Raw genomic sequence first — 16,773 nt, 5'->3', positions numbered from 1 at the left:
GGCGCTAGTTATTTTGAAAGTAATCCTCGCAAAAGGGCGCCGCCTGCCTTAAAGATTCGTCTCTAACGAAATCCGATGCGTGATCCTCATCGGCCAACGGGACAACCGTAATTCCGTCAGCCGTCTTTCCCAGAACAGCAAACGAGCCATCTGAAAAATACAGATTCCCGCCAGCAAATTTGGCCTTGCCTACTGCGTCCCGGTGGTTCCATGAGTGACATGTGTCCACATGGCCATCTGGAGCGACCTTCATGGTCATAACGTATGGCCCAAGGCCGCCCGTCCAGACCCCTATCGCATACTCGGGCGCCGGCTCCGCATCAGCATGAACATACTGGCGTGCATCCATTGGCCCCCAGCCCGGAGCGCAGGCAGCCAAAAAAGGCAGCATCATGGCTATTTTTCTCATATCTAATCACTTCCGGCTCACTGTCCTGCCAAGGCTCTACCATTTCTGCTGGCTGGGTCAATCAGAACGTAATCCAGATTATTAACCTTATCCCCAATCTCAGCCATCACAGCCTCTGCCATTTGCGAGGCGTCAAGGCCGCTCACATCTCCGGCAAACACGAATTGAACAGTGTTTCCTTGGTTTACCTGTGACTGAATTGGGGCAGGCGCAGACGGTGCGGCTGACTGAGCATAGGCATCGCCATATCCCGTTCCCCCACCGCTGGTTGTGCTTATGCTGGTGCCTCCCCCGCCGCCGCCTACTGCTGCCTCTGCCAAGCCTGTTGCTGCAATCAGTCCGACCTGCAGCTTGCCCCATGCCATTATCTTTGCAGCCGCTGGCGGGCCAGCAATCGGGCCAAGCTCTGCAACGGCTCGCGTGGCAGCGGTCAGGGTGTTTACCCACGCAGCAGCAGCAGAGAGCCCCTTTTGGACGCCAAGAACAACCAGGGCGACCGCTTTATTCTCCTGAGCAAACACACTCAAGAACCCGAGGCCCTGCTGCAACGCAGCAAACCTTGCTGCCCCTATCGCTGCATTTGCGGCTCTCTCCCTCTCAACGTCCTGATCTCTTAACGCAGCCAAGGAGTCGTAGTATTCCTGGTTGGAGGCCAAGAGAAGGGAGTTAGCCTCATCTTGATCAACCTTCTTCTGATCCAATGACTCCAGGATAATCTCACGCCGAGCTAACAGATCTTCTTCAAGCAAAGTGCGCTCGGTTGCATATCGCTCCTGCACTTCTCCCAAGGATGCCTGCAACTGGTCAGATTCTTGTCGGGCCGCCTTTTGCTGCTCGGTCAGCGCTTCATGGGCATCAATCTGAGCATATAGGGCTTGAGCCGCATTCAGTTGCGATTGTGTCGCGCCCTCATTTTTAAGCCTGTACAGATCCGCCTCTGATGCGGTCATGCCGAGTGTTTCTGCCTCCATACGCAAGGCATCGACACGCTTCTGGATGGCGTCGGAACCGCCAGAGTCGCCACCAAGGGAGGGGCCGCCGCCCATTTCGGACAGGATTTCATCCGCAAAACGCTCAGACTTTGCCTTCTGCGCAAGGATTTGTCTGTTTTTAAGCGCCTGCTGGGCGGCCCTTTCCTGAGCCGCTACTGCATCCTCGTACTGCTTGGTGTACTGAGCAAGCAGCTTTTCTTCCTGCTCAAGAAGCGAGGGGTTGAAAAAGAAATCATCCTTCCCTTTGCGGATGGTCTCCACCACCTCTTGCTGCTCGACAAGCTGCTCATTCAGGCGGACCAGATCATCATTGGCGATGCCATGAATTCGCGCCGCAAGCTCTTCACCAAGCCATTTGGTAAACCCTACCGTCTCTTTTGTGGCAGAGGCCAGATTCCCTGTAAGGGTGGCCACAGAGGTGCCCAGGGTGACCATACTGCTCTGGAAGCCGGGGTCAGTAACGATGCTGCGCAGGTCATCGATGGCAGAGACAAATTCGCTGGTATCGGTCTGGCCAAAGGTGACAAGCAGGTCGTTGCGCAGCTGCTGCAGGGATTGGCCCACGGTGCGGGGCATTTGCTGGAATTCGCGGTCAATGCTGTCGGCGGTGGACAGCAGGGCCGTGGTGATGGCTTCGGCGGTGATCTTGCCATCGGCACCCAGTTGACGAAGTTCGCCGATGGTGACACCCAAGCCATCCGCGATGGCACGGGCAAGACGGGGGCTGTTCTCCATCACGGAGTTCAGTTCGTCGCCACGCAGGGTGCCGGAGGCCATGCCCTGGGCAAGTTGGCGAATAGCGCCTTCGGCCTCTTGGGCAGAGGCGCCGGACACGACAAAGGACTGGTTAACCGCCTTGGTGATGGTGAAAAGCTCTTCGTTGGCCAGATCAAGCTCTTCCGTTGAGCGGGCCAGCTTGGTGTAGAGCTGAACCGTGCCCTCAAGGCTGCCACGGGTGTCATTGGCCAGCTCATAGCTTTCAGCGAATACCGCGTTCAGCTCTTCCTGACTGTCGGTGACCAGCTTGATCTGGCTGCGAAGCTCGGTATAGGTGTCAGAAGCCTGCACCAACTCACGGACAAGCAGGCCCGCGCCGACTGTGGCCAGCACAGTACGCAACCCGCGATAGGCACCACCCAGCTGATCAGTAGCACGGGTAAGCTGCTTTGTCTCGCGCTCGGTCTTGCCAGCGGCAGCATCAAGCCGTTTCAGGCTTCGCTCGCCACGGGAAATATCCGTGCTATCAACCGCCAGTACGAGACGCGCTGTTTCTGTCATGCCAGGCCTTCGCTCTGAGTTGATCCAGACGACGCAGCACGTCCACTTCCCAGGGTAGGAGGTGGATCTGCTTCAGTGCTGCCCAGTGGTGGATCTCGGTGAAAGTGCAGTCGCCCAGCTGGCAGAACCAGCCCCAGAGGTATTCAAGCCCCTCCGGGGGTGGTTCCAGCTTCAGGCTTTTGGGTTTGTTGCCGGTTTGCTTCCAGACCTGTTCAAGCCGCTCTCGCTGGCTGATACCGGTCTTGGCGTCGGGTAGATCGAGGGCTATTTGCCCTTCCGCCCAGTCGTAGAGTCGCTGGACGGTTTCGTGAAAAAACGGGCATCGTTGGAGGCGTAGCGGTCAATCATGTCCCGCAGCTGGGGCGCCTCACGCAACAACTTCTGCACGTTCTCCGGGGTGCAGTCCTCATCAAACGACCAGTCAGCCACCAGAGCCGCCGTGAGGATCACTGTGCGGTCTTCCGCGCTAGCCTCACCCTTGCCTGCGATGGCAGCCAGATCGGCACGGTAGGCCTCAGCCTTGGCCTTCTGGAAGTCGTCAGACCATTGAGACCGGATCACCAGATAGTGTTCCGTTTCCTCGCCTTCCGGTGTGCGCAAGGGCACCTTGATGCCCTCGTTCGCCTTGTTACGGGTGAAAAACGCATCCATTCCTACCATTACGCGGCACCTTTGGTGATAACAATCTGACTCTCTTCGGTCTCATCGTAGAGGGCCATCAGGTCCATGGAGATGGTCACCTCGCCTTCACCGCTCACGTCCGGCTGGCCGCTGTTGTACTTGATGCGCGGCAGACTGAAGCCGTAGGCGTTGGTGCCATCGCTCAGGGTGAATTCAAGGCTGGATTCCGTCTCGTTGATGAATTTCTCGTAGAGCGCTTCGGACTCAAACCAGGCAGTGACCGAGCCAGACAGGTTCGACCGGGCGATGCTAATACACTCAGCCGTATCGGAACCGACCACAAACAGAGGGCTCAGGCCATTTTCCAGCGTCAGGGACAGTTCGGTGATGACCGCAATAGCCGCACCACCCTCCTCAATGGTTCCGGAGAAGCTGTCGAACGGGCTGGCAGTGGTATCGGCGTCATAGGTGGCGCCGGAAATAGCAGTCTGAGCCGGATCATCCATGGAACGGCCAACCAGCCCGAAGTTGCTGGTGATGATGGCGTTCGGGGAAACGGTCAGGTTCCAGGTGTTGAATTCGCAACCCTTGTAGCGCAGGTATTGGCCAATATCGGCAAAGTGGCGCTCGATGGTGAAGGGACGGCGGACGATGCCTGCCTTCAGTTCATCGGTGCCAGCGCTGGGGGTATCTTCTTCCCAAGTGCCGCACAGCACCGCTTCCAGCATGGTGTCGAATGCGCCACCAAAGGACAGCTCACAGCTAATATCGCCACCGATTTGCTTGTTACCGTGGCGCATGTCCGCAATCTGGCGGTCAGCTCGCAACTCCTGAGACTGGATCGTCTCTTTGGTCAGAGCCAGCGTGGTGCCGGTTTGGCGGATCGGGGTGAAAGTTGGGGTCGCAGGTGTAGTTCCGGCAACAGTTTCGGCCACCAGGGCCATAGAGTGGCGAGAGCCATTAGCAGGGCAGCCCATAGGGGAGCCTCCAGTCGGGACATACAAAAAAGCCCGCTCAGTGGCGGGCCGTGGGGTTTATAGCGCCCGGTTGACCCAGGCGCTGTAGTAAATCGTGGCAGAAACTCGATTCCAGTTATCAACGCGGCGAATGGGGCTTACGCCACAGGAACGAATCAGCACGCAGAGCGGGACATAGATGCCATACTCTTGCTCGACAAAATCCAGATGCAGGGTTTCTGAAAGAATCGGGGCCTCAAACCGGGCGCCGGCCTTGAACCGGGCAGCGATTTCGTCAGCCTTCACCAGCAATGGGGTGTCCCCGGTATTAAGCGGCCAGTTCAGGTCAATCTGGAACACGCCATCGTGTCGGTCTTGCCCGGTATCACCCAGCGTGGCCACCCCGGGCTGTGACGGCAGCACATGAAGAGCCGCCCACGGATCGCCCGTCTCGGGGTCAAAGTCTTTGCCCGGCTTTGCCCAGGGCAGGTCAAATTCGCCCTCGATCCATGACTGAATCAGCGCATTGCGAATATCAAGGAATCTCATACGCGGTTCTTCCGGGCCTCTTCTTCAAACAGGCGCTTAAACCGGGCCACATTGCGGCGCACCATGCCTTCCGGTGCCTTGGTGTGTGACCAGCCATCAAACTCAACGCGGTAGGCGTAGGGCATGTTGTTGCTCAGCATGGTCACGCTTCCGCCCTCAATGGCCTGCACAATGGCCTGCATCTCGGCGGTGGTGGTGCTTCCGGTTTTGTCTGCTCGTCCGTTCTCAGCCGTTGCCGGGGAGCCGGTAGTGGTCTGCCAGTCACCACGCAGTCGACCATCCAGAACCGGGGTGTCCATAATGACGGCGCGAAACAGGCGCAACTCAACGCCACGGGCCGTCTGCTCCATCGAGCGCCCGGCCTTCTTCGAGAATGACCGAACGTCCGATGCGAAGCTCATTTTCTCACCTGGATCTCATGCAGAAGGGTCTGCCCTGCAGGGCGCAGGGTCTTGATGCGGATAATGGTCCACTCGCTGCCATCCACAGTGACCGAATCAGTCACCACCGGGTCAACGTCAAACGGGGCCAACAGCAACTTGCGGTCGCTGGTGCGGATCTCGTTGCCTGCGGCGCGTGAATCACCCGCCTCTTTGACTGAGTAGTTCAGCAGAACGCCGTTCGGGGTGTAGCTCTCAGGCGTCTGCCCGGTCAATTCTCCGGTCAACGGGTCTTCTGTGCCGCCCGTTACCCTGGAAACCGTTACAGGCTGGCCAAACTGGGCTAGTAGCCGCTGCGCTGTGGCCGCCTGTCTGTCGTAAAAGGCACTCATGCACGGACAGCCAGCAGCCCGCGGGTTACCAAGAAATCAGCAAACTGCGCACGGCTGGGGCGCTCAGGCGCCGCCCACATCAGCTTGCCAGTGTTCTCCACCTGGCCATATTCCACCTCCAGAACGTCCACCTTTTCTTTGGTGACCGGCCCTTGTCGCTGGTCCGGCGGGTTTGTCTGGTCGTTGAATATCTCAGCAGCCAAGGCCATTTGGCCATACTCAATCCGCGAGGGGATGTAGTCGTTTGACTGCAGCTGGCCATCTGTCCACACGTTGGAGCGGGGCCACGCCAGCGCCTGGCCAGCATTGGCCCGGTGGCCCTTCCACTTCATCACGTTCATCTGGACGGCAGCCTGGCGCAGCAGGGCTTCCTGCTCTGCCTCAGTGTCAGGCACGGTCACGCCATAGCGGGTGCCGTAATCGACAAAATCAGCTGCGGTGGCGTAGCTTTCCGCATCCGCCTTGCCTGTGCCGTCCTCGATGATCAGGGCCATGGGTACTCCTGCATTCCGGCTTACCAGAATGCCTTAAATTCGTGAAATGAAAAGGGGGCAAATGCCCCCTTGTTCACTCGCCAGCCTTGTCAGCTGGTGCTTTCTTGGTTGTTGCTTTCTTGCCCTTCTCGGTCACCTTCGGCAGATCCTTTTCAGGGGCTGCGTCTTTGCGACCATCCTCGGGCACAAAACGGGCATCCACAATGCGAACGCCGGACTTCTGGGCCAGCGCCTTCACATCCTCGTTATAGCGAGTGAAGGGGCCGGGCAGATACCAAACAGGCGCTTTATTCGCCATGGGTCATTACTCCTTACTGAGCAGCGTCGCCAACAGCGATGACGCCAGCAGTGTGTTTCACAGAAGTGGCCACCTGGTCCCAGTTGGTGCCAGTTGCCAGCTCTGCATCGGTAGGGGACTTGCCGCCGTTCGCTTCGTCCCAGGTGTAGCCTTTCAGGCCCAGCCCAAAGGTGTAATCCACCTGCATGGTGGTTTCGATGCGGTCTTTGCCGTTGCTGGTTTCGATGTTGCTGATTACGTCGCCGCCGTCATGCACGATGGCAGCAGACTCAACCAAGCCCAGCACTTTCTGCAGATCCGGGGTGCCCGATTCGGACAGGGCCGGCGCATCGGTAACGATCACCGCCTTGCCCAGAATATCCACCACCTGGACGTTCTGCGCCTGGAACAGCTGCGGGGTGTTGGTCAGGTTCTGGCCAATCAGCTTGTGATACACGGCGCCGGTCATCACGTTGGTGATGATGTTGCCGCTGTGGTCGCCAAACTTGGCGTGCGCAGAGTTCAGGGCGCCGTAATCCAGACCGGCAGAGCCGGACACATCGTTGGTGGCGTCGCTGTTGTTCTCGATGGCAGCAACCAGAGCCGCAATGGCCGTGTTCAGCTGGTCGGACATGAGGGCTTCAGCGAAGTTACGGCTGGCCACTTCAATGCCTTCTGCTGTCGGCTTGCGCAGCCAGGTCAGCTGGCCCGGCTCGAACAGAATCGGGCCGAAACCACCGGCAACCTTCACGGAGCTGTGCTTCAGCTGGGTCAGGTCAGTGGCAGACGCGGAGCCATTGGCAGCGTATCGGTCAACCCGGCGCTGGGCGCTATGGATGGCTGCGAAGAAAGATTCTTGCAGGAAATCACCATCAAAGCCTTCAGTGGTCAGGCGGATGGAGTTACGGCTTGCGGCGTTGAATTTGTCCACCATCTGGGCCAGCGTCTCAATGGTCGCGGGCATGATGTACTGGTTGAACACCTGCATATCGGAAAGTGCCATGATTTGTTACCTCAATTATTCAGTTCAGGGAAACGGTTTTTGATTGCGGCTGTACGCTCGGAACGATCACCGCCCAAGCTGCCTTTAGTTGCGGCACCGCCGCCATTACCGCCCCCGCTGGCACCGCCACCAGAGGCCTTGGAAGCAACAATCAGCGGCGCAAAGGCCGGATCGTTGCTGAATTCTGCTTTCAGTTCGTCCACCGTCATTGCGCTGGGCTTGCCCTCGGCATCCAGCACAACGGTGGTCGGCTTGCCGTCTCGAACTTCCATCGACAAGCGACTGGTCAGGTGCGGCTGCAACGCCTTGGCGCTGCCCTGCACTGCGATCTCTGCCGCAATGCCAGACGCCACACCAGTGACCATTTGCTCCTTGAGCCAGGCCTGGTGCTGCTCAACCTCGGCCTTCAATTCGCTTTCACGCTTTGACAGTTTTTCCTGCCAGCTCTTTTCCAGCGCGTCCACATCCCCTGCCTTGCGGCTCTTGTCGTCATTGATGGATGCCAGCTGATCTTCCAGCTCTTTCATTCGCTTGGCGGCCTCCTGGCGCTCTTGCTTGGCGGTTTTGGTCTCGCCCAGCAGTTTGTCCTGGTGTTCCTTCAGGCGGCTGTTTTCGGCCTGAATTTCGGCAATCTGCTCCGGGGTCAGGCTACCGCCGCCACCGTCACCACCTTCGCCACCGGCACCTTCACGTTTAATCTGGGGAATCTTATTGAATCGCATTGGTCACTGACCTCTTGGTTTACCCACTGGGTTAAATCCCTGCCCGTGCGAAAGCCTGCGGCTCAAGTTGCCGCATTTCTGCCAAGGTCAGGAGCTGGAAATTTCTGTCGAGCTGCAGTTGCGCGAATCGCTCTGCATTGATGCCGCCATTGCGGAGCAACTTGCCCCGCGTTGGCCCTATTGCTGAATCCTGGAAAGCGGCTGGCTGTCGTTTCAGCCACTGGTAATACGTCAGGTCGGCATCCACATAGCCGTTCTCACTGGAGCGCGTGGCGCCTTTGTCGAGGAAGTCCAGCCCGTCATCCAGCTCAGCCACCGTGGTAGAGCGGCAGCCGATATGCAGGGGCGGCATTGGCCCGTCGCCCACCTCGAACGTCTGCCCATCAAGGCTGCGGCACTGTGTCGTGGTGCGGCTATCCAGCGTGGAAACCCACCGATAGCCTGTTACCAGGTCGGCATTACGGTCCCACGTCTGCTTTCTGGCAGTGCTAGCCACATGCTGCACGGCAGTCCGCACAATGGCTTCGGCATGGCGCCGGGTGGTGTCCAGCATGCCGTCTTTGTAGCGCCGGGCTTTGGTGCCGCGAATCGATCGGACAATCTCGGCATTGGTCTGGCCCTCGAAAGCGCCTTGCCTGATGCGATTCTTGACCGCCTCAACTTCGCTGCGAGCCCAGTCTTTGATGAATGGCTCTAGCAGCTTGCCGCCTTGGCTGCCCCGCACACTCATGGGGTCCAGTGTTGCCGCAGCCCACACCGTGGAGATTCCGGGAACGGCGAATGTAGTGCCCGCAACCACGCCGCCCAAGTTTCGCGCCTCAAAGCCAGCTTCGTATTCGGCCAACTCCTTCAGGCTGCCCAACAGGCCAGCTGTTTGCTTGGCATATAGACCGGTCAGCAGGCTGTCGATCTCTTTTAGCAGCCGGCTCAGCTTGTCCCGCTTGTAGGCGGCCAGCTCAGAGCGAAACAGCAGCTTCTTGCGGATTTCTCGGTCAACTTCCTGAAGGAAGCTCACCATCTGATTGGCTTCGCTTGATTTCAGGCGCTCCAGATAAACCGCATGGCGAACCGTGGAGTCAACGAGGGCTTCAGGAACCGCCATCAGCATCATCCAGGGCAAGTCCGGTGCCGCTGTCGCTCACTTCCTCGCGCACTTCGTCATCGGTCTTTTCTGAATCGATCAGGCCAGTGCGGCGCATCCATGCCCAAACGTCAGTTTCGGGAACCGCGCCACTCATCCATGCCGCCACAATCTCGCGCAGAAGCTGGGCGTCCAGCTTGTGCTCTACCAGATCTTGATTCAGCTGATAGGAAGATTCGCCCGGGGCGTTGTTGAAGTCTCCCATCCAGGCAAGGCACTGGGTGTAAGCGTCGGACACATTGGAAGAGGCGAGCGACAGAGCGGAGTGCTGCGCGGCGTCATCGCTATCCACCTCGGTGGCGGTCTTCACAACACCGCCAATCTGCATCAGCTTGGCGCCAAGACCGACCATCCGCTCTTCAATGTCTTTCAGTTCCTTCTGGATGGCAGAATCGGCCATGACCGTCTCAATGCCGAATTGGCCGCCCTCGGGCAACATGATGGGAGCGCGAGAGCCAACCAAAACACCCTTGTCTTCCAGCATGTCCACCCATTGCTGAGTAAGGCCAGACATCCAGGGCTGCGGCTGGCCGGCGTAGAACAGCGCGTTATACCAGTCCGCCCCCACCTGGTAGTGCTTGATGTTCTGTCGGGCCAGGTCAAGAAGCGGGGCTTTATCAATGCCGCTGTCGTTGTTCTGTGCGCCAATGAAGGTGAACGGAATACGGTTCCAGACTGTGCCGGTGCCGGTGCGCGGGGCATATTGCTCGTGGATCTCCCAAGCCGTGCCCTTTTCATTTGAGCGCCAGAGCGTTACCTGATAGACACCCTCGACAAGCTGCAGCGCCCGATACTGCTCGATTTCATCAACACTGAATCCATCCTTGCCAGCCTCCTCAACCGTTTCATGCAGCACCACCATGGAAAGCACATGAGCGCCCCCAACCTTGGTGGTGCGCCAGTTGGTGATCTGCTCTGCTTGGTAGCGAACAATGCTAGCGCGGACCAGGCCGGCGTTTTGGTCGGCCCGCGAGGCCGGGGCCTCTGCATTGGGGTAATCCACCAGCAGGCCTTCGCGGCCCTTGCCCATGACGTTTTCGAGGACACGCTGGCTCTGCTGAAAGATGCTTACCCCGGCGCCATCAACATCAGTGGAGACATAATCCAGACCAGCCTGCACTTCCAGCTCGGGGTCTTTGCGGAATACCGCCCCGATAAGCCCCTGCAAAGTGTGGCCGGTGACGTTGTAGAAACTGGCCCGCTGCTTGTAGCGGTCATAAACCGCCTCCGGCTCGCCCTCAACGGCTGACGGGTTCGGCAGATATGCCTCGCCCTTGGCTTTGATTGCTTCCTCACCGGCCACCACATCGCCAACCAGCATCCAGCTGGGCAGCGCTTTGGCGTAGTCGCCTCGCGTGTAGGTAACGTCTTTAGCCATTAGTAATTCATTCTCAGCGTTGTGGAGATTGCGGCACGCTCAAGCGGCCACTCGACATCGACCATGTAGCCAATGGCCGTGGTGATGTGCTGGTAATCGTTCTTCTGGTCTTCTTGGAAAGTGGAGCCTTCTTGAAGCTGAACAGTTGCCAGGCCCTTGTGGCTCCATGGCGCCGTCACTGGATTCACAAACAGGTGGCGCTCACCGGCCGCATTCAGAATTCTTGCCCTGACTGCGTTCTGCCTGTCCTTAATGGCTGGCGCTTTCTTCTTCACCTTTCGGGTGAACTTCCAGCCGTTAGCCCTGAGCACATCCTCAATATCGGTGTAATCCGAAGCGTGGCCGTGCTTCTCGCCTGCACGGCCGGCCGGATCGCCGTAGATCAGGACGTGCTTGTTCTTGTGGTCTTTGAACTTTTCCACGAACTCATCAGCTGACTGCCTGCTGATGGCGCTTGTGAGCACGATTTCATCCAGCAGGTACAGGTCGCCATTCCGGACTACACCAACTGAAGAGGAAAGCGGCGTGTAGTTCTGGTCGTGCATCCAGCACAGCTGCTCATGAGGCTCAATAACAGCATCAGTCTGGTTGGCCTTGCTGTATTCCTCGTAGATGCGGCCGGTAGCCGTTTCAAAGCTGGCCTCGAATTCCTGCCTGAACTGTTTTGAGGACATTTGCCGCTTTGCTGACGCAATCACATCAGCCGGCAGAATTTCTGATGACTTCCAGTGAAAAAGAGCCCACTCAGGGTCATTCGCCGTTTCGGCGTACTGGGCCATTTCGTAGTAGTGGTTCAGGCCATCAGGCACACCCAGCAACCAGCACCAGGCGCGGTAATCCGGCCGGGTTGGGTTGACGGTGTTGAGCGCCGGGAGAATGTGCGCCTCCCAAGACTTGCCCTTGATGTCAGCAATCTCATCAATGCCGCCACCGGTCCACTGGATACCCTCGATACGCTCCGGCCGATCAAGGCCGATCAGGTGTATCTCTGTGCCATTGGGCATGAAGATGATGCGGTCACTTTCAGACGGCCGCTTTGCATGGGTGCATGAGAGCGTCAGCTTCTTCATGTCATCCCAGTAAATCTTCTTCACCTGGTCGTGCGTTGGCGCACCAATGAAGTATTTCTCGCCGGGCCGCTTCATCGCCTCTTTGGCAATAAAGCGTTTGAACCTCTCGGTCTTGCCTGACCTCCGGCCGGCCGGAACCACCGGGAACCTAACCCCTTCTGAAACAGCCTTAATCAGCGCCAATTGGACAGGATGATCCTTGAGCGGATACCACCTCTCCATCTGGCGCTGAAGCTGTATATTCATCAGCCTGGCAGCTTGTCAGCCAGCTTCTCAAGTGCGGCCGCCATATCCTCTACGCCGCCATCCTTGTCTTCCTCGAAGGCCTTGACGTTCACATGCTTGCCCAGCAATTCAAGGTTGCGCAGCTTGTCCGGCCACTTGATCTTGCGCACCACGGTCTCGGTGTCGCCCGACATCAGCTCTTGAAGATCCACACCAGAAATCGACTGGCGCCACGCTTTCGGCCACTCACGAATTGGCAGCATATTCCCGGTGTTATCGAGAATATCAGTCACGTCCAAAGTATCTATTTGATGAAGGCGCTTGAGCACGTAGTCAGCATCGACCTTGGTTCTTTCAGAACGCTGCGCCTTGGCCTTTTCTACTGCGCTTTTGACCTTGCCATTTCTCAACAGTCGCGAAGCAGTCTGGTCGGCTCTATTTGGGCTGTATCCGGCCCGGATTGCAGCCTGCGTGCCATTCAGGTCTTTGAGGTATTCCTCTACGAATAATTGCTGTTTGGAATTCAGCACCGCCGATTCCTCCACGTTCCGGGCACCGCCCGTTATCGCTTGACCAGTCGGGTCTTCACTCCACGATTGATCCACTTTTGCACTTTGTTGTGATCAGGCTCTAAGCCCGTCAGGTAGCTGGTGAGTGCTACGCCATGCAGGTACAGGCGCAACCACCATCGCACCTTCACTTGCATAACGAACGTCACATGCTTTGCCATTAGTTTTTGTCTATCTGCCGCTCTACGATGACATCCAGCTTGCGGTCCATCTGGTACAAGCGGTCATCGATGCGCCGCTGTAGCTCTGTGGTGCGCTGTGACTGGTTAATCAGATTGGCCTCGTTGACGCTTACCCGCTTGTCCAGGTTGAACCATGCGGTGGCGAGGGCCAGAAACATGCCGATGCCGGTAAGGACATTCCCGATGCTGATCTCATTATTGAAATGGACCGGCTTATGGTTTGTCTTTTCGGGGCTGTTCTGACTCACGTACCGCTCTCCACCATTGCCGCACCAAATATGCAGCGCCAAGCCAAAAAAGTAGTGTGATGATTGCGCCCAGGATCAGGCCGTGTAGCGTGTCCTGTAGCTTTTTATTCAGCCGCCCGGATCGCATCGACCAGTCCGTTGTGGCGGGTTGCGCAATCGTGGTACTGGCTGGCCCACTGCTTCATGGTGGTCAGCACCGTACCGGCCTCCCCGTCACTCAGGGTTGGCAGTTGCCGCGGGCATTTCGCCATCAGGTTCTGCTGATAGGCCGGTAATGTCGTTTGTTGCCGCGGCGTTGAGCAAGCTGACACCAGTACCAGGCAGGCACACATTGCGATACACAGTCTTCTGGATCTCACGTGTCACCCCGCGGTCGATAACGGTTTGATTTGCCTTCAGGCCCGATAGCTTCTCTTCCACTGCCGCGGCAATCTTGGAATCTGACTTCAGTGCCGCGGTAATTGCATCCGCGGTGGCCTTTTGACGCTCAAGCTCTTTGGAGTCTTCATGCCAGCCCTTGCCAACCCAGCCGATCCCGACCAGTGCCGCGGCAACTGCCAGCACGACCAGATACGGCCCGCCCTTCTTCAGCAGGGTGAGCCAGGTCATTTCTGTTCCCTGCGCCACTTCCACACAGTGAAGCCCAGCGTAGGCAAGCCAAATACCGTGGTCAGCGCAGCTGCAGTGCCCGCTGGCACGTCTGGCGGGCTGTCACCGAACACGCGGATTGTCACCCAGGTGGTCAGGGTGATTGCCCAGAGAATTACCACCAGGCTCATGAGCGCATTTTCAGTGATGAACCGGTACAGGCGGGCCATCAGTAGCTCCACACCCAAGGCCGGGGCCGCCCCGGCTCGGGCTTCAGGTCATCCAGGTGGATGAATCGCCCGTCGCCCTTCTGGTTCACGCCGATACCGGTAAAGCCGTGCTTCAGCGCCAGCTCAATGATTTTCAGGGCATCGCCGCCACTTACTGCAATATCAGCAGCCCGGCCACTGGCATGCGCCCCTGGGGAGGCTTTGCGGGCCTCAATGGGGTGAGTCGGGTGCCTGTAACCACTGGTGACGGTCATGGGTTTGCCGTACTCAGTGCGCAGAGCCTGCAGCTTTTCCATAAAGCCCGGCTTCATGCCGTTCTTTCCGGTGTGGGAGCACACGAATTCATGCGGCTGGAAGTTGGCGAATCTGTCCCAGTCCATTGCATGCTCCAGAAATTGGCGCCCGCCGTGGTGCGCCCGAACGGGTTACTCCCAGTCCGTTGAGGCGTGGCAGGCTAGATATATCGCGATGTGGCTGACTGACTGCAAAGGGGTCGCCAATCCCACCGAGGCCGCAGTGATACCAGCCGGCGTTGCTAGCCTGCTGTTCCCGCCCCCGGCCAACGTCGTTTCGGGGCAGAAAAAGAAAAACCCGCACAAGGCGGGTTTGGGGGATGCTGGCCAATGGGTTCGGGGGAAGGGTCGGCCAACGAAATCAAATTGTTACTTCGAATCAAAAATGTCTGAGCCCATGGCGATCTCAAGACGCTTACGGCGTGCCTCTTTCTCCGCCTTTTTGGCCCAGACAATCAGCGCCTGAATATCGGGAGCCGGCTTAAACCATTCCCCTCTGATCCGGTGCTTTATAAACCTTGCGTGAAGCCGCCCCTCAATCTCTGGCGCTCCAAGCATTGCGGTTTCAATCCATAGCTTTTCGGCGCTGCCAGTCTGGAGATACACAGCTCTTTCTGTGGGGTCGATGGATTGGCCAATCTTTATCGGGCCATCCTCGCCTGATCGCATGAAATAAATCCATGTCTTGCCCTTGGGCGGCTCAGGGAATCGAGCCAGGGCCTTCTCCAGATACTTTTCGCGGCACCCAACACAATAAAGGGCTGATACATGGGTTACGTTTTCGCAACCCTCTGCACCGCAAAACGCCGTCAACTGGGCGAACTCTTGCATCTTTCACCTTTCTACCGATTCCGGTTCGAACTGTCAATATTTCCAGCGTAATTTGTACAGCACTGGTTATTCGTCCTGTATTTTGGCATCGATAAAGCTGAGGCCACACTTCCTGAGCATGGAAACGGTGCTTTTTGAGGCCTTGCAGACCCTGCTGATCTTGGGGATTTCCCATTCGTGCATGTAGTACAGCTGCAGCACCAGTGCTTCATCTGGGCGCGCATCCTCAAGCTGTCGCCATGCCTGATCTATTTCCAGAGCCTGGTCATCACTTATACAGGCCTCTCGAACAGTGCTCTCTCCCTCAATATTCATCGTTGCAGCCATGATCGACCGATACTTGGCTGGAACGCCGCTGCCTGTGCGGGCCCAGATGCAAAACTGCTCCAGCAGCACCTCCGTCTTTGCTATCGAATCATCGCGACCGGCAGTCGCTCTGGCCTCTTGGAAAGCTTCTGAAAAGTCCGGCTCTGCTTGTGCATATCCCATTTCACTCTTCCTCTGCCAGATAAGCCTGAATGGTGTCTATTGCCACGTCTGCGCCTTTGCACAGCACAGCGAGATAACCTTGCTCGGGCAGCCACTGAAGCCAGTCCTGCTGCTCTTTGCTGGTCGTGCTGCCCTTCACGCGCTTCATTTCGATTGCCAGCCCGTGGAACCCGCGCCGGGCCACCGGCAAGAACAGGTCAGGAAATCCCGGGCTCAGGCCTTCCGCCTTCATTCGCGCCATCTTGGCGCATCGCTGGCGAGCGCTGCCGGCCAGATGCGCCCCGTTCGGCACCGCAATGAGTCGACCCTTCAGCGCCCTGTGCTGGGCGTTGAACCACTGAATTACGGCCTTTTGCTCTTCGTGCTCGGTAGGTATTGGCTTACTCACTTGGCAGATACCCCATGTCAGCGAGAATCATGGTTTTTGCCGTCTCCAGCATTGCCAGGATCTCGGATGCCTTGAGCCCAGAATTGCGGTAACCGATCTCCCACCGGTCATCCTCGTCATCCAGAAGGATCAAAAACCCCTTTTTGTAATGCTGAATCTCTGTTTCCGCACTGTTCAGCAGCATGGCCTCAAGCGTGATTCGTGAAGCATCACCCGCTGCCGCGCCAATCCCTGTCACCTTCGCCATTGCGCTCTCCTAACGGTGATAATTCTCAATAGCCGCCAACACATCAGGCGGGCACGGATATTCCCCGTGCTGGCGGCGATACACAGCCACCAGACGGTTGAAAATGGTCTTTTCAATTTCCTTGCGGCGCTCGCCCAGGTTGTGGCCGTCAAAGGCGGACAGGTCACCGTGGATGCCGCCTGCGCCTTGGTGGGCCTCATAGCTCAGCGGAATGCAAAACCACTGACCGATTTCCACTTTGTTGTGCTTGCCTGTGCTGCCAACACAGTGATGGATGCAGGCAGGGCCTAAACCCAGATAGCAGCCCTGATTTGCCAGCCAGTCATGCCAGCGCTTTTGGCTGGCTGTTGGTGCCTTGCCGCCCTTCATTCCGCATCCCCAAAATCAGGCTCGCTGACACCTTCTACCCAGTCCGCCCACTCATTAGCAGTGAACAACAGCCCACGGTATTCATGGCCTTTGCATTTCGGGCAATAAACGTGATCGCCTGACAGGCGGTTCGTTCCGCCATTCCCGCACAGCCTGCAATTCATCCGTCCACCCTCGACAGTTCGTTGGGCTCCACATCAGCCTCCGGCCAGTGGAACCGTGCAAAATCCAGCGCCTCTTCACGCCTCTTTGGCTCGCCCACCATCGTGGCAATGCGCTTGCCGTTTACGATTGCGTACCAGCTGCGGTACATCAGGACACCAGCGCAGCGATCTGCAGCCCAAGAAAGAAACAGGATGCGACAAGGCCCAGCCAGTGCCGCGTGTAGCCCGTAATGCCCATTGCGAATACCGTTAGGCCGAAGGCCAGCGGTTGAAGCCATGACTGGTCCA

Annotated in this window: 26 protein-coding genes; all 26 read right to left on the bottom strand. The window is 57.8% G+C overall.

What is annotated here, in order from left to right; translation table 11 throughout:
- Positions 1 to 4 precede the first annotated feature (4 nt).
- The 26 genes from GQF00_RS13205 to GQF00_RS13080 all read right to left on the bottom strand — a co-directional run bounded on the left by GQF00_RS13205 (position 5) and on the right by GQF00_RS13080 (position 16,763).
- Positions 5 to 409 carry a J517_1871 family lipoprotein gene (locus GQF00_RS13205; protein WP_161319618.1) on the bottom strand — a complete coding sequence of 135 codons (405 nt, stop codon included), beginning with the start codon at positions 407 to 409 and terminating at the stop codon, positions 5 to 7.
- A 17-nt stretch (positions 410 to 426) separates the two neighbouring features.
- A complete protein-coding gene (locus GQF00_RS13200) occupies positions 427 to 2,679 on the bottom strand; it encodes a tape measure protein (protein WP_161319617.1) in 2,253 nt (750 codons plus the stop codon).
- A gap of 264 nt (positions 2,680 to 2,943) precedes the next feature.
- Positions 2,944 to 3,339 (bottom strand): hypothetical protein, encoded by a 396-nt coding sequence (locus tag GQF00_RS13195; RefSeq protein ID WP_161319616.1) that lies wholly within the window; start codon positions 3,337 to 3,339, stop codon positions 2,944 to 2,946.
- A complete protein-coding gene (locus GQF00_RS13190; RefSeq protein WP_161319615.1) occupies positions 3,339 to 4,277 on the bottom strand; it encodes a phage tail tube protein in 939 nt (312 codons plus the stop codon). Before GQF00_RS13190 ends, GQF00_RS13195 begins: the two co-directional genes overlap by 1 nt.
- Positions 4,278 to 4,334: 57 nt before the next feature.
- Positions 4,335 to 4,805: a phage tail terminator-like protein gene (locus tag GQF00_RS13185; protein WP_161319614.1), complete on the bottom strand. Its 471-nt coding sequence runs from the start codon at positions 4,803 to 4,805 to the stop codon at positions 4,335 to 4,337.
- Positions 4,802 to 5,206 carry an HK97 gp10 family phage protein gene (locus GQF00_RS13180; RefSeq protein ID WP_161319613.1) on the bottom strand — a complete coding sequence of 135 codons (405 nt, stop codon included), beginning with the start codon at positions 5,204 to 5,206 and terminating at the stop codon, positions 4,802 to 4,804. Before GQF00_RS13180 ends, GQF00_RS13185 begins: the two co-directional genes overlap by 4 nt.
- Positions 5,203 to 5,577, bottom strand: coding sequence for a hypothetical protein (locus GQF00_RS13175; protein ID WP_161319612.1), 375 nt, complete (start codon positions 5,575 to 5,577; stop codon positions 5,203 to 5,205). Before GQF00_RS13175 ends, GQF00_RS13180 begins: the two co-directional genes overlap by 4 nt.
- The gene (locus GQF00_RS13170; RefSeq protein WP_161319611.1) at positions 5,574 to 6,071 is read right to left on the bottom strand and encodes a DnaT-like ssDNA-binding protein; all 498 of its coding nucleotides are present in this window, start codon (positions 6,069 to 6,071) and stop codon (positions 5,574 to 5,576) included. The genes GQF00_RS13175 and GQF00_RS13170 overlap by 4 nt, the downstream gene beginning before the upstream one ends.
- Positions 6,072 to 6,144: 73 nt before the next feature.
- Positions 6,145 to 6,369 (bottom strand): hypothetical protein, encoded by a 225-nt coding sequence (locus GQF00_RS13165; protein ID WP_161319610.1) that lies wholly within the window; start codon positions 6,367 to 6,369, stop codon positions 6,145 to 6,147.
- 13 nt (positions 6,370 to 6,382) lie between these two features.
- On the bottom strand, positions 6,383 to 7,351 hold the full coding sequence (locus GQF00_RS13160) for a major capsid protein (RefSeq protein WP_161319609.1): 969 nt from the start codon (positions 7,349 to 7,351) through the stop codon (positions 6,383 to 6,385).
- Positions 7,352 to 7,362: 11 nt separating this feature from the next.
- Positions 7,363 to 8,073: a hypothetical protein gene (locus GQF00_RS13155; RefSeq protein WP_161319608.1), complete on the bottom strand. Its 711-nt coding sequence runs from the start codon at positions 8,071 to 8,073 to the stop codon at positions 7,363 to 7,365.
- A gap of 31 nt (positions 8,074 to 8,104) precedes the next feature.
- Positions 8,105 to 9,175, bottom strand: a complete 1,071-nt coding sequence (locus GQF00_RS13150; protein ID WP_161319607.1) for a minor capsid protein — start codon at positions 9,173 to 9,175, stop codon at positions 8,105 to 8,107.
- Positions 9,162 to 10,592 (bottom strand): DUF4055 domain-containing protein, encoded by a 1,431-nt coding sequence (locus GQF00_RS13145; RefSeq protein WP_161319606.1) that lies wholly within the window; start codon positions 10,590 to 10,592, stop codon positions 9,162 to 9,164. The genes GQF00_RS13150 and GQF00_RS13145 overlap by 14 nt, the downstream gene beginning before the upstream one ends.
- Positions 10,592 to 11,908 (bottom strand): terminase large subunit domain-containing protein, encoded by a 1,317-nt coding sequence (locus tag GQF00_RS13140; RefSeq protein WP_161319605.1) that lies wholly within the window; start codon positions 11,906 to 11,908, stop codon positions 10,592 to 10,594. Before GQF00_RS13140 ends, GQF00_RS13145 begins: the two co-directional genes overlap by 1 nt.
- Complete coding sequence (locus GQF00_RS13135) at positions 11,908 to 12,417, bottom strand: terminase small subunit (protein ID WP_161319604.1); 510 nt, start codon at positions 12,415 to 12,417, stop codon at positions 11,908 to 11,910. Before GQF00_RS13135 ends, GQF00_RS13140 begins: the two co-directional genes overlap by 1 nt.
- Before the next feature lie 199 nt (positions 12,418 to 12,616).
- A complete protein-coding gene (locus tag GQF00_RS13130) occupies positions 12,617 to 12,886 on the bottom strand; it encodes a hypothetical protein (protein ID WP_161319603.1) in 270 nt (89 codons plus the stop codon).
- Between the two features lie 104 nt (positions 12,887 to 12,990).
- Positions 12,991 to 13,137: a hypothetical protein gene (locus tag GQF00_RS13125; RefSeq protein WP_161319602.1), complete on the bottom strand. Its 147-nt coding sequence runs from the start codon at positions 13,135 to 13,137 to the stop codon at positions 12,991 to 12,993.
- Complete coding sequence (locus GQF00_RS13120) at positions 13,100 to 13,495, bottom strand: hypothetical protein (protein WP_161319601.1); 396 nt, start codon at positions 13,493 to 13,495, stop codon at positions 13,100 to 13,102. Before GQF00_RS13120 ends, GQF00_RS13125 begins: the two co-directional genes overlap by 38 nt.
- Positions 13,492 to 13,704: a hypothetical protein gene (locus tag GQF00_RS13115; protein WP_161319600.1), complete on the bottom strand. Its 213-nt coding sequence runs from the start codon at positions 13,702 to 13,704 to the stop codon at positions 13,492 to 13,494. The genes GQF00_RS13120 and GQF00_RS13115 overlap by 4 nt, the downstream gene beginning before the upstream one ends.
- A complete protein-coding gene (locus tag GQF00_RS13110; RefSeq protein ID WP_161319599.1) occupies positions 13,704 to 14,084 on the bottom strand; it encodes a D-Ala-D-Ala carboxypeptidase family metallohydrolase in 381 nt (126 codons plus the stop codon). The genes GQF00_RS13115 and GQF00_RS13110 overlap by 1 nt, the downstream gene beginning before the upstream one ends.
- A gap of 282 nt (positions 14,085 to 14,366) precedes the next feature.
- On the bottom strand, positions 14,367 to 14,828 hold the full coding sequence (locus GQF00_RS13105) for a GIY-YIG nuclease family protein (protein ID WP_161319598.1): 462 nt from the start codon (positions 14,826 to 14,828) through the stop codon (positions 14,367 to 14,369).
- 66 nt (positions 14,829 to 14,894) lie between these two features.
- Positions 14,895 to 15,317 carry an antiterminator Q family protein gene (locus tag GQF00_RS13100; RefSeq protein ID WP_161319597.1) on the bottom strand — a complete coding sequence of 141 codons (423 nt, stop codon included), beginning with the start codon at positions 15,315 to 15,317 and terminating at the stop codon, positions 14,895 to 14,897.
- Position 15,318: 1 nt separating this feature from the next.
- Positions 15,319 to 15,705 (bottom strand): VRR-NUC domain-containing protein, encoded by a 387-nt coding sequence (locus tag GQF00_RS13095; protein ID WP_161319596.1) that lies wholly within the window; start codon positions 15,703 to 15,705, stop codon positions 15,319 to 15,321.
- Positions 15,698 to 15,952 (bottom strand): hypothetical protein, encoded by a 255-nt coding sequence (locus GQF00_RS13090; protein ID WP_161319595.1) that lies wholly within the window; start codon positions 15,950 to 15,952, stop codon positions 15,698 to 15,700. The genes GQF00_RS13095 and GQF00_RS13090 overlap by 8 nt, the downstream gene beginning before the upstream one ends.
- A 9-nt stretch (positions 15,953 to 15,961) precedes the next feature.
- Positions 15,962 to 16,321: a hypothetical protein gene (locus GQF00_RS13085; protein ID WP_161319594.1), complete on the bottom strand. Its 360-nt coding sequence runs from the start codon at positions 16,319 to 16,321 to the stop codon at positions 15,962 to 15,964.
- 160 nt (positions 16,322 to 16,481) lie between these two features.
- Entirely contained in the window at positions 16,482 to 16,763 is a 282-nt protein-coding gene (locus tag GQF00_RS13080; RefSeq protein WP_161319593.1) for a hypothetical protein, read from the bottom strand.
- Positions 16,764 to 16,773: the final 10 nt, after the last annotated feature.

The sequence above is a fragment of the Alcanivorax sp. DP30 genome (assembly GCF_009882945.1).
GTDB lineage: Bacteria > Pseudomonadota > Gammaproteobacteria > Pseudomonadales > Alcanivoracaceae > Alcanivorax.
The sequence above is the reverse complement of the archived record's forward strand: the minus strand, read 5'-3'. Positions and strand labels throughout refer to the sequence as shown.

Excerpts from the sequence above, each read along its gene's own strand:
- GQF00_RS13205 (WP_161319618.1), bottom strand. The coding sequence starts at position 409 with ATGAGAAAAATAGCCATGATGCTGCCTTTTTTGGCTGCCTGCGCTCCG.
- GQF00_RS13200 (WP_161319617.1), bottom strand. The coding sequence starts at position 2,679 with ATGACAGAAACAGCGCGTCTCGTACTGGCGGTTGATAGCACGGATATT.
- GQF00_RS13195 (WP_161319616.1), bottom strand. The coding sequence starts at position 3,339 with ATGGTAGGAATGGATGCGTTTTTCACCCGTAACAAGGCGAACGAGGGC.
- GQF00_RS13190 (WP_161319615.1), bottom strand. The coding sequence starts at position 4,277 with ATGGGCTGCCCTGCTAATGGCTCTCGCCACTCTATGGCCCTGGTGGCC.
- GQF00_RS13185 (WP_161319614.1), bottom strand. The coding sequence starts at position 4,805 with ATGAGATTCCTTGATATTCGCAATGCGCTGATTCAGTCATGGATCGAG.
- GQF00_RS13180 (WP_161319613.1), bottom strand. The coding sequence starts at position 5,206 with ATGAGCTTCGCATCGGACGTTCGGTCATTCTCGAAGAAGGCCGGGCGC.
- GQF00_RS13175 (WP_161319612.1), bottom strand. The coding sequence starts at position 5,577 with ATGAGTGCCTTTTACGACAGACAGGCGGCCACAGCGCAGCGGCTACTA.
- GQF00_RS13170 (WP_161319611.1), bottom strand. The coding sequence starts at position 6,071 with ATGGCCCTGATCATCGAGGACGGCACAGGCAAGGCGGATGCGGAAAGC.
- GQF00_RS13165 (WP_161319610.1), bottom strand. The coding sequence starts at position 6,369 with ATGGCGAATAAAGCGCCTGTTTGGTATCTGCCCGGCCCCTTCACTCGC.
- GQF00_RS13160 (WP_161319609.1), bottom strand. The coding sequence starts at position 7,351 with ATGGCACTTTCCGATATGCAGGTGTTCAACCAGTACATCATGCCCGCG.
- GQF00_RS13155 (WP_161319608.1), bottom strand. The coding sequence starts at position 8,073 with ATGCGATTCAATAAGATTCCCCAGATTAAACGTGAAGGTGCCGGTGGC.
- GQF00_RS13150 (WP_161319607.1), bottom strand. The coding sequence starts at position 9,175 with ATGGCGGTTCCTGAAGCCCTCGTTGACTCCACGGTTCGCCATGCGGTT.
- GQF00_RS13145 (WP_161319606.1), bottom strand. The coding sequence starts at position 10,592 with ATGGCTAAAGACGTTACCTACACGCGAGGCGACTACGCCAAAGCGCTG.
- GQF00_RS13140 (WP_161319605.1), bottom strand. The coding sequence starts at position 11,908 with ATGAATATACAGCTTCAGCGCCAGATGGAGAGGTGGTATCCGCTCAAG.
- GQF00_RS13125 (WP_161319602.1), bottom strand. The coding sequence starts at position 13,137 with ATGGCGAAATGCCCGCGGCAACTGCCAACCCTGAGTGACGGGGAGGCC.
- GQF00_RS13120 (WP_161319601.1), bottom strand. The coding sequence starts at position 13,495 with ATGACCTGGCTCACCCTGCTGAAGAAGGGCGGGCCGTATCTGGTCGTG.
- GQF00_RS13115 (WP_161319600.1), bottom strand. The coding sequence starts at position 13,704 with ATGGCCCGCCTGTACCGGTTCATCACTGAAAATGCGCTCATGAGCCTG.
- GQF00_RS13110 (WP_161319599.1), bottom strand. The coding sequence starts at position 14,084 with ATGGACTGGGACAGATTCGCCAACTTCCAGCCGCATGAATTCGTGTGC.
- GQF00_RS13105 (WP_161319598.1), bottom strand. The coding sequence starts at position 14,828 with ATGCAAGAGTTCGCCCAGTTGACGGCGTTTTGCGGTGCAGAGGGTTGC.
- GQF00_RS13100 (WP_161319597.1), bottom strand. The coding sequence starts at position 15,317 with ATGGGATATGCACAAGCAGAGCCGGACTTTTCAGAAGCTTTCCAAGAG.
- GQF00_RS13090 (WP_161319595.1), bottom strand. The coding sequence starts at position 15,952 with ATGGCGAAGGTGACAGGGATTGGCGCGGCAGCGGGTGATGCTTCACGA.
- GQF00_RS13085 (WP_161319594.1), bottom strand. The coding sequence starts at position 16,321 with ATGAAGGGCGGCAAGGCACCAACAGCCAGCCAAAAGCGCTGGCATGAC.
- GQF00_RS13080 (WP_161319593.1), bottom strand. The coding sequence starts at position 16,763 with ATGGCTTCAACCGCTGGCCTTCGGCCTAACGGTATTCGCAATGGGCAT.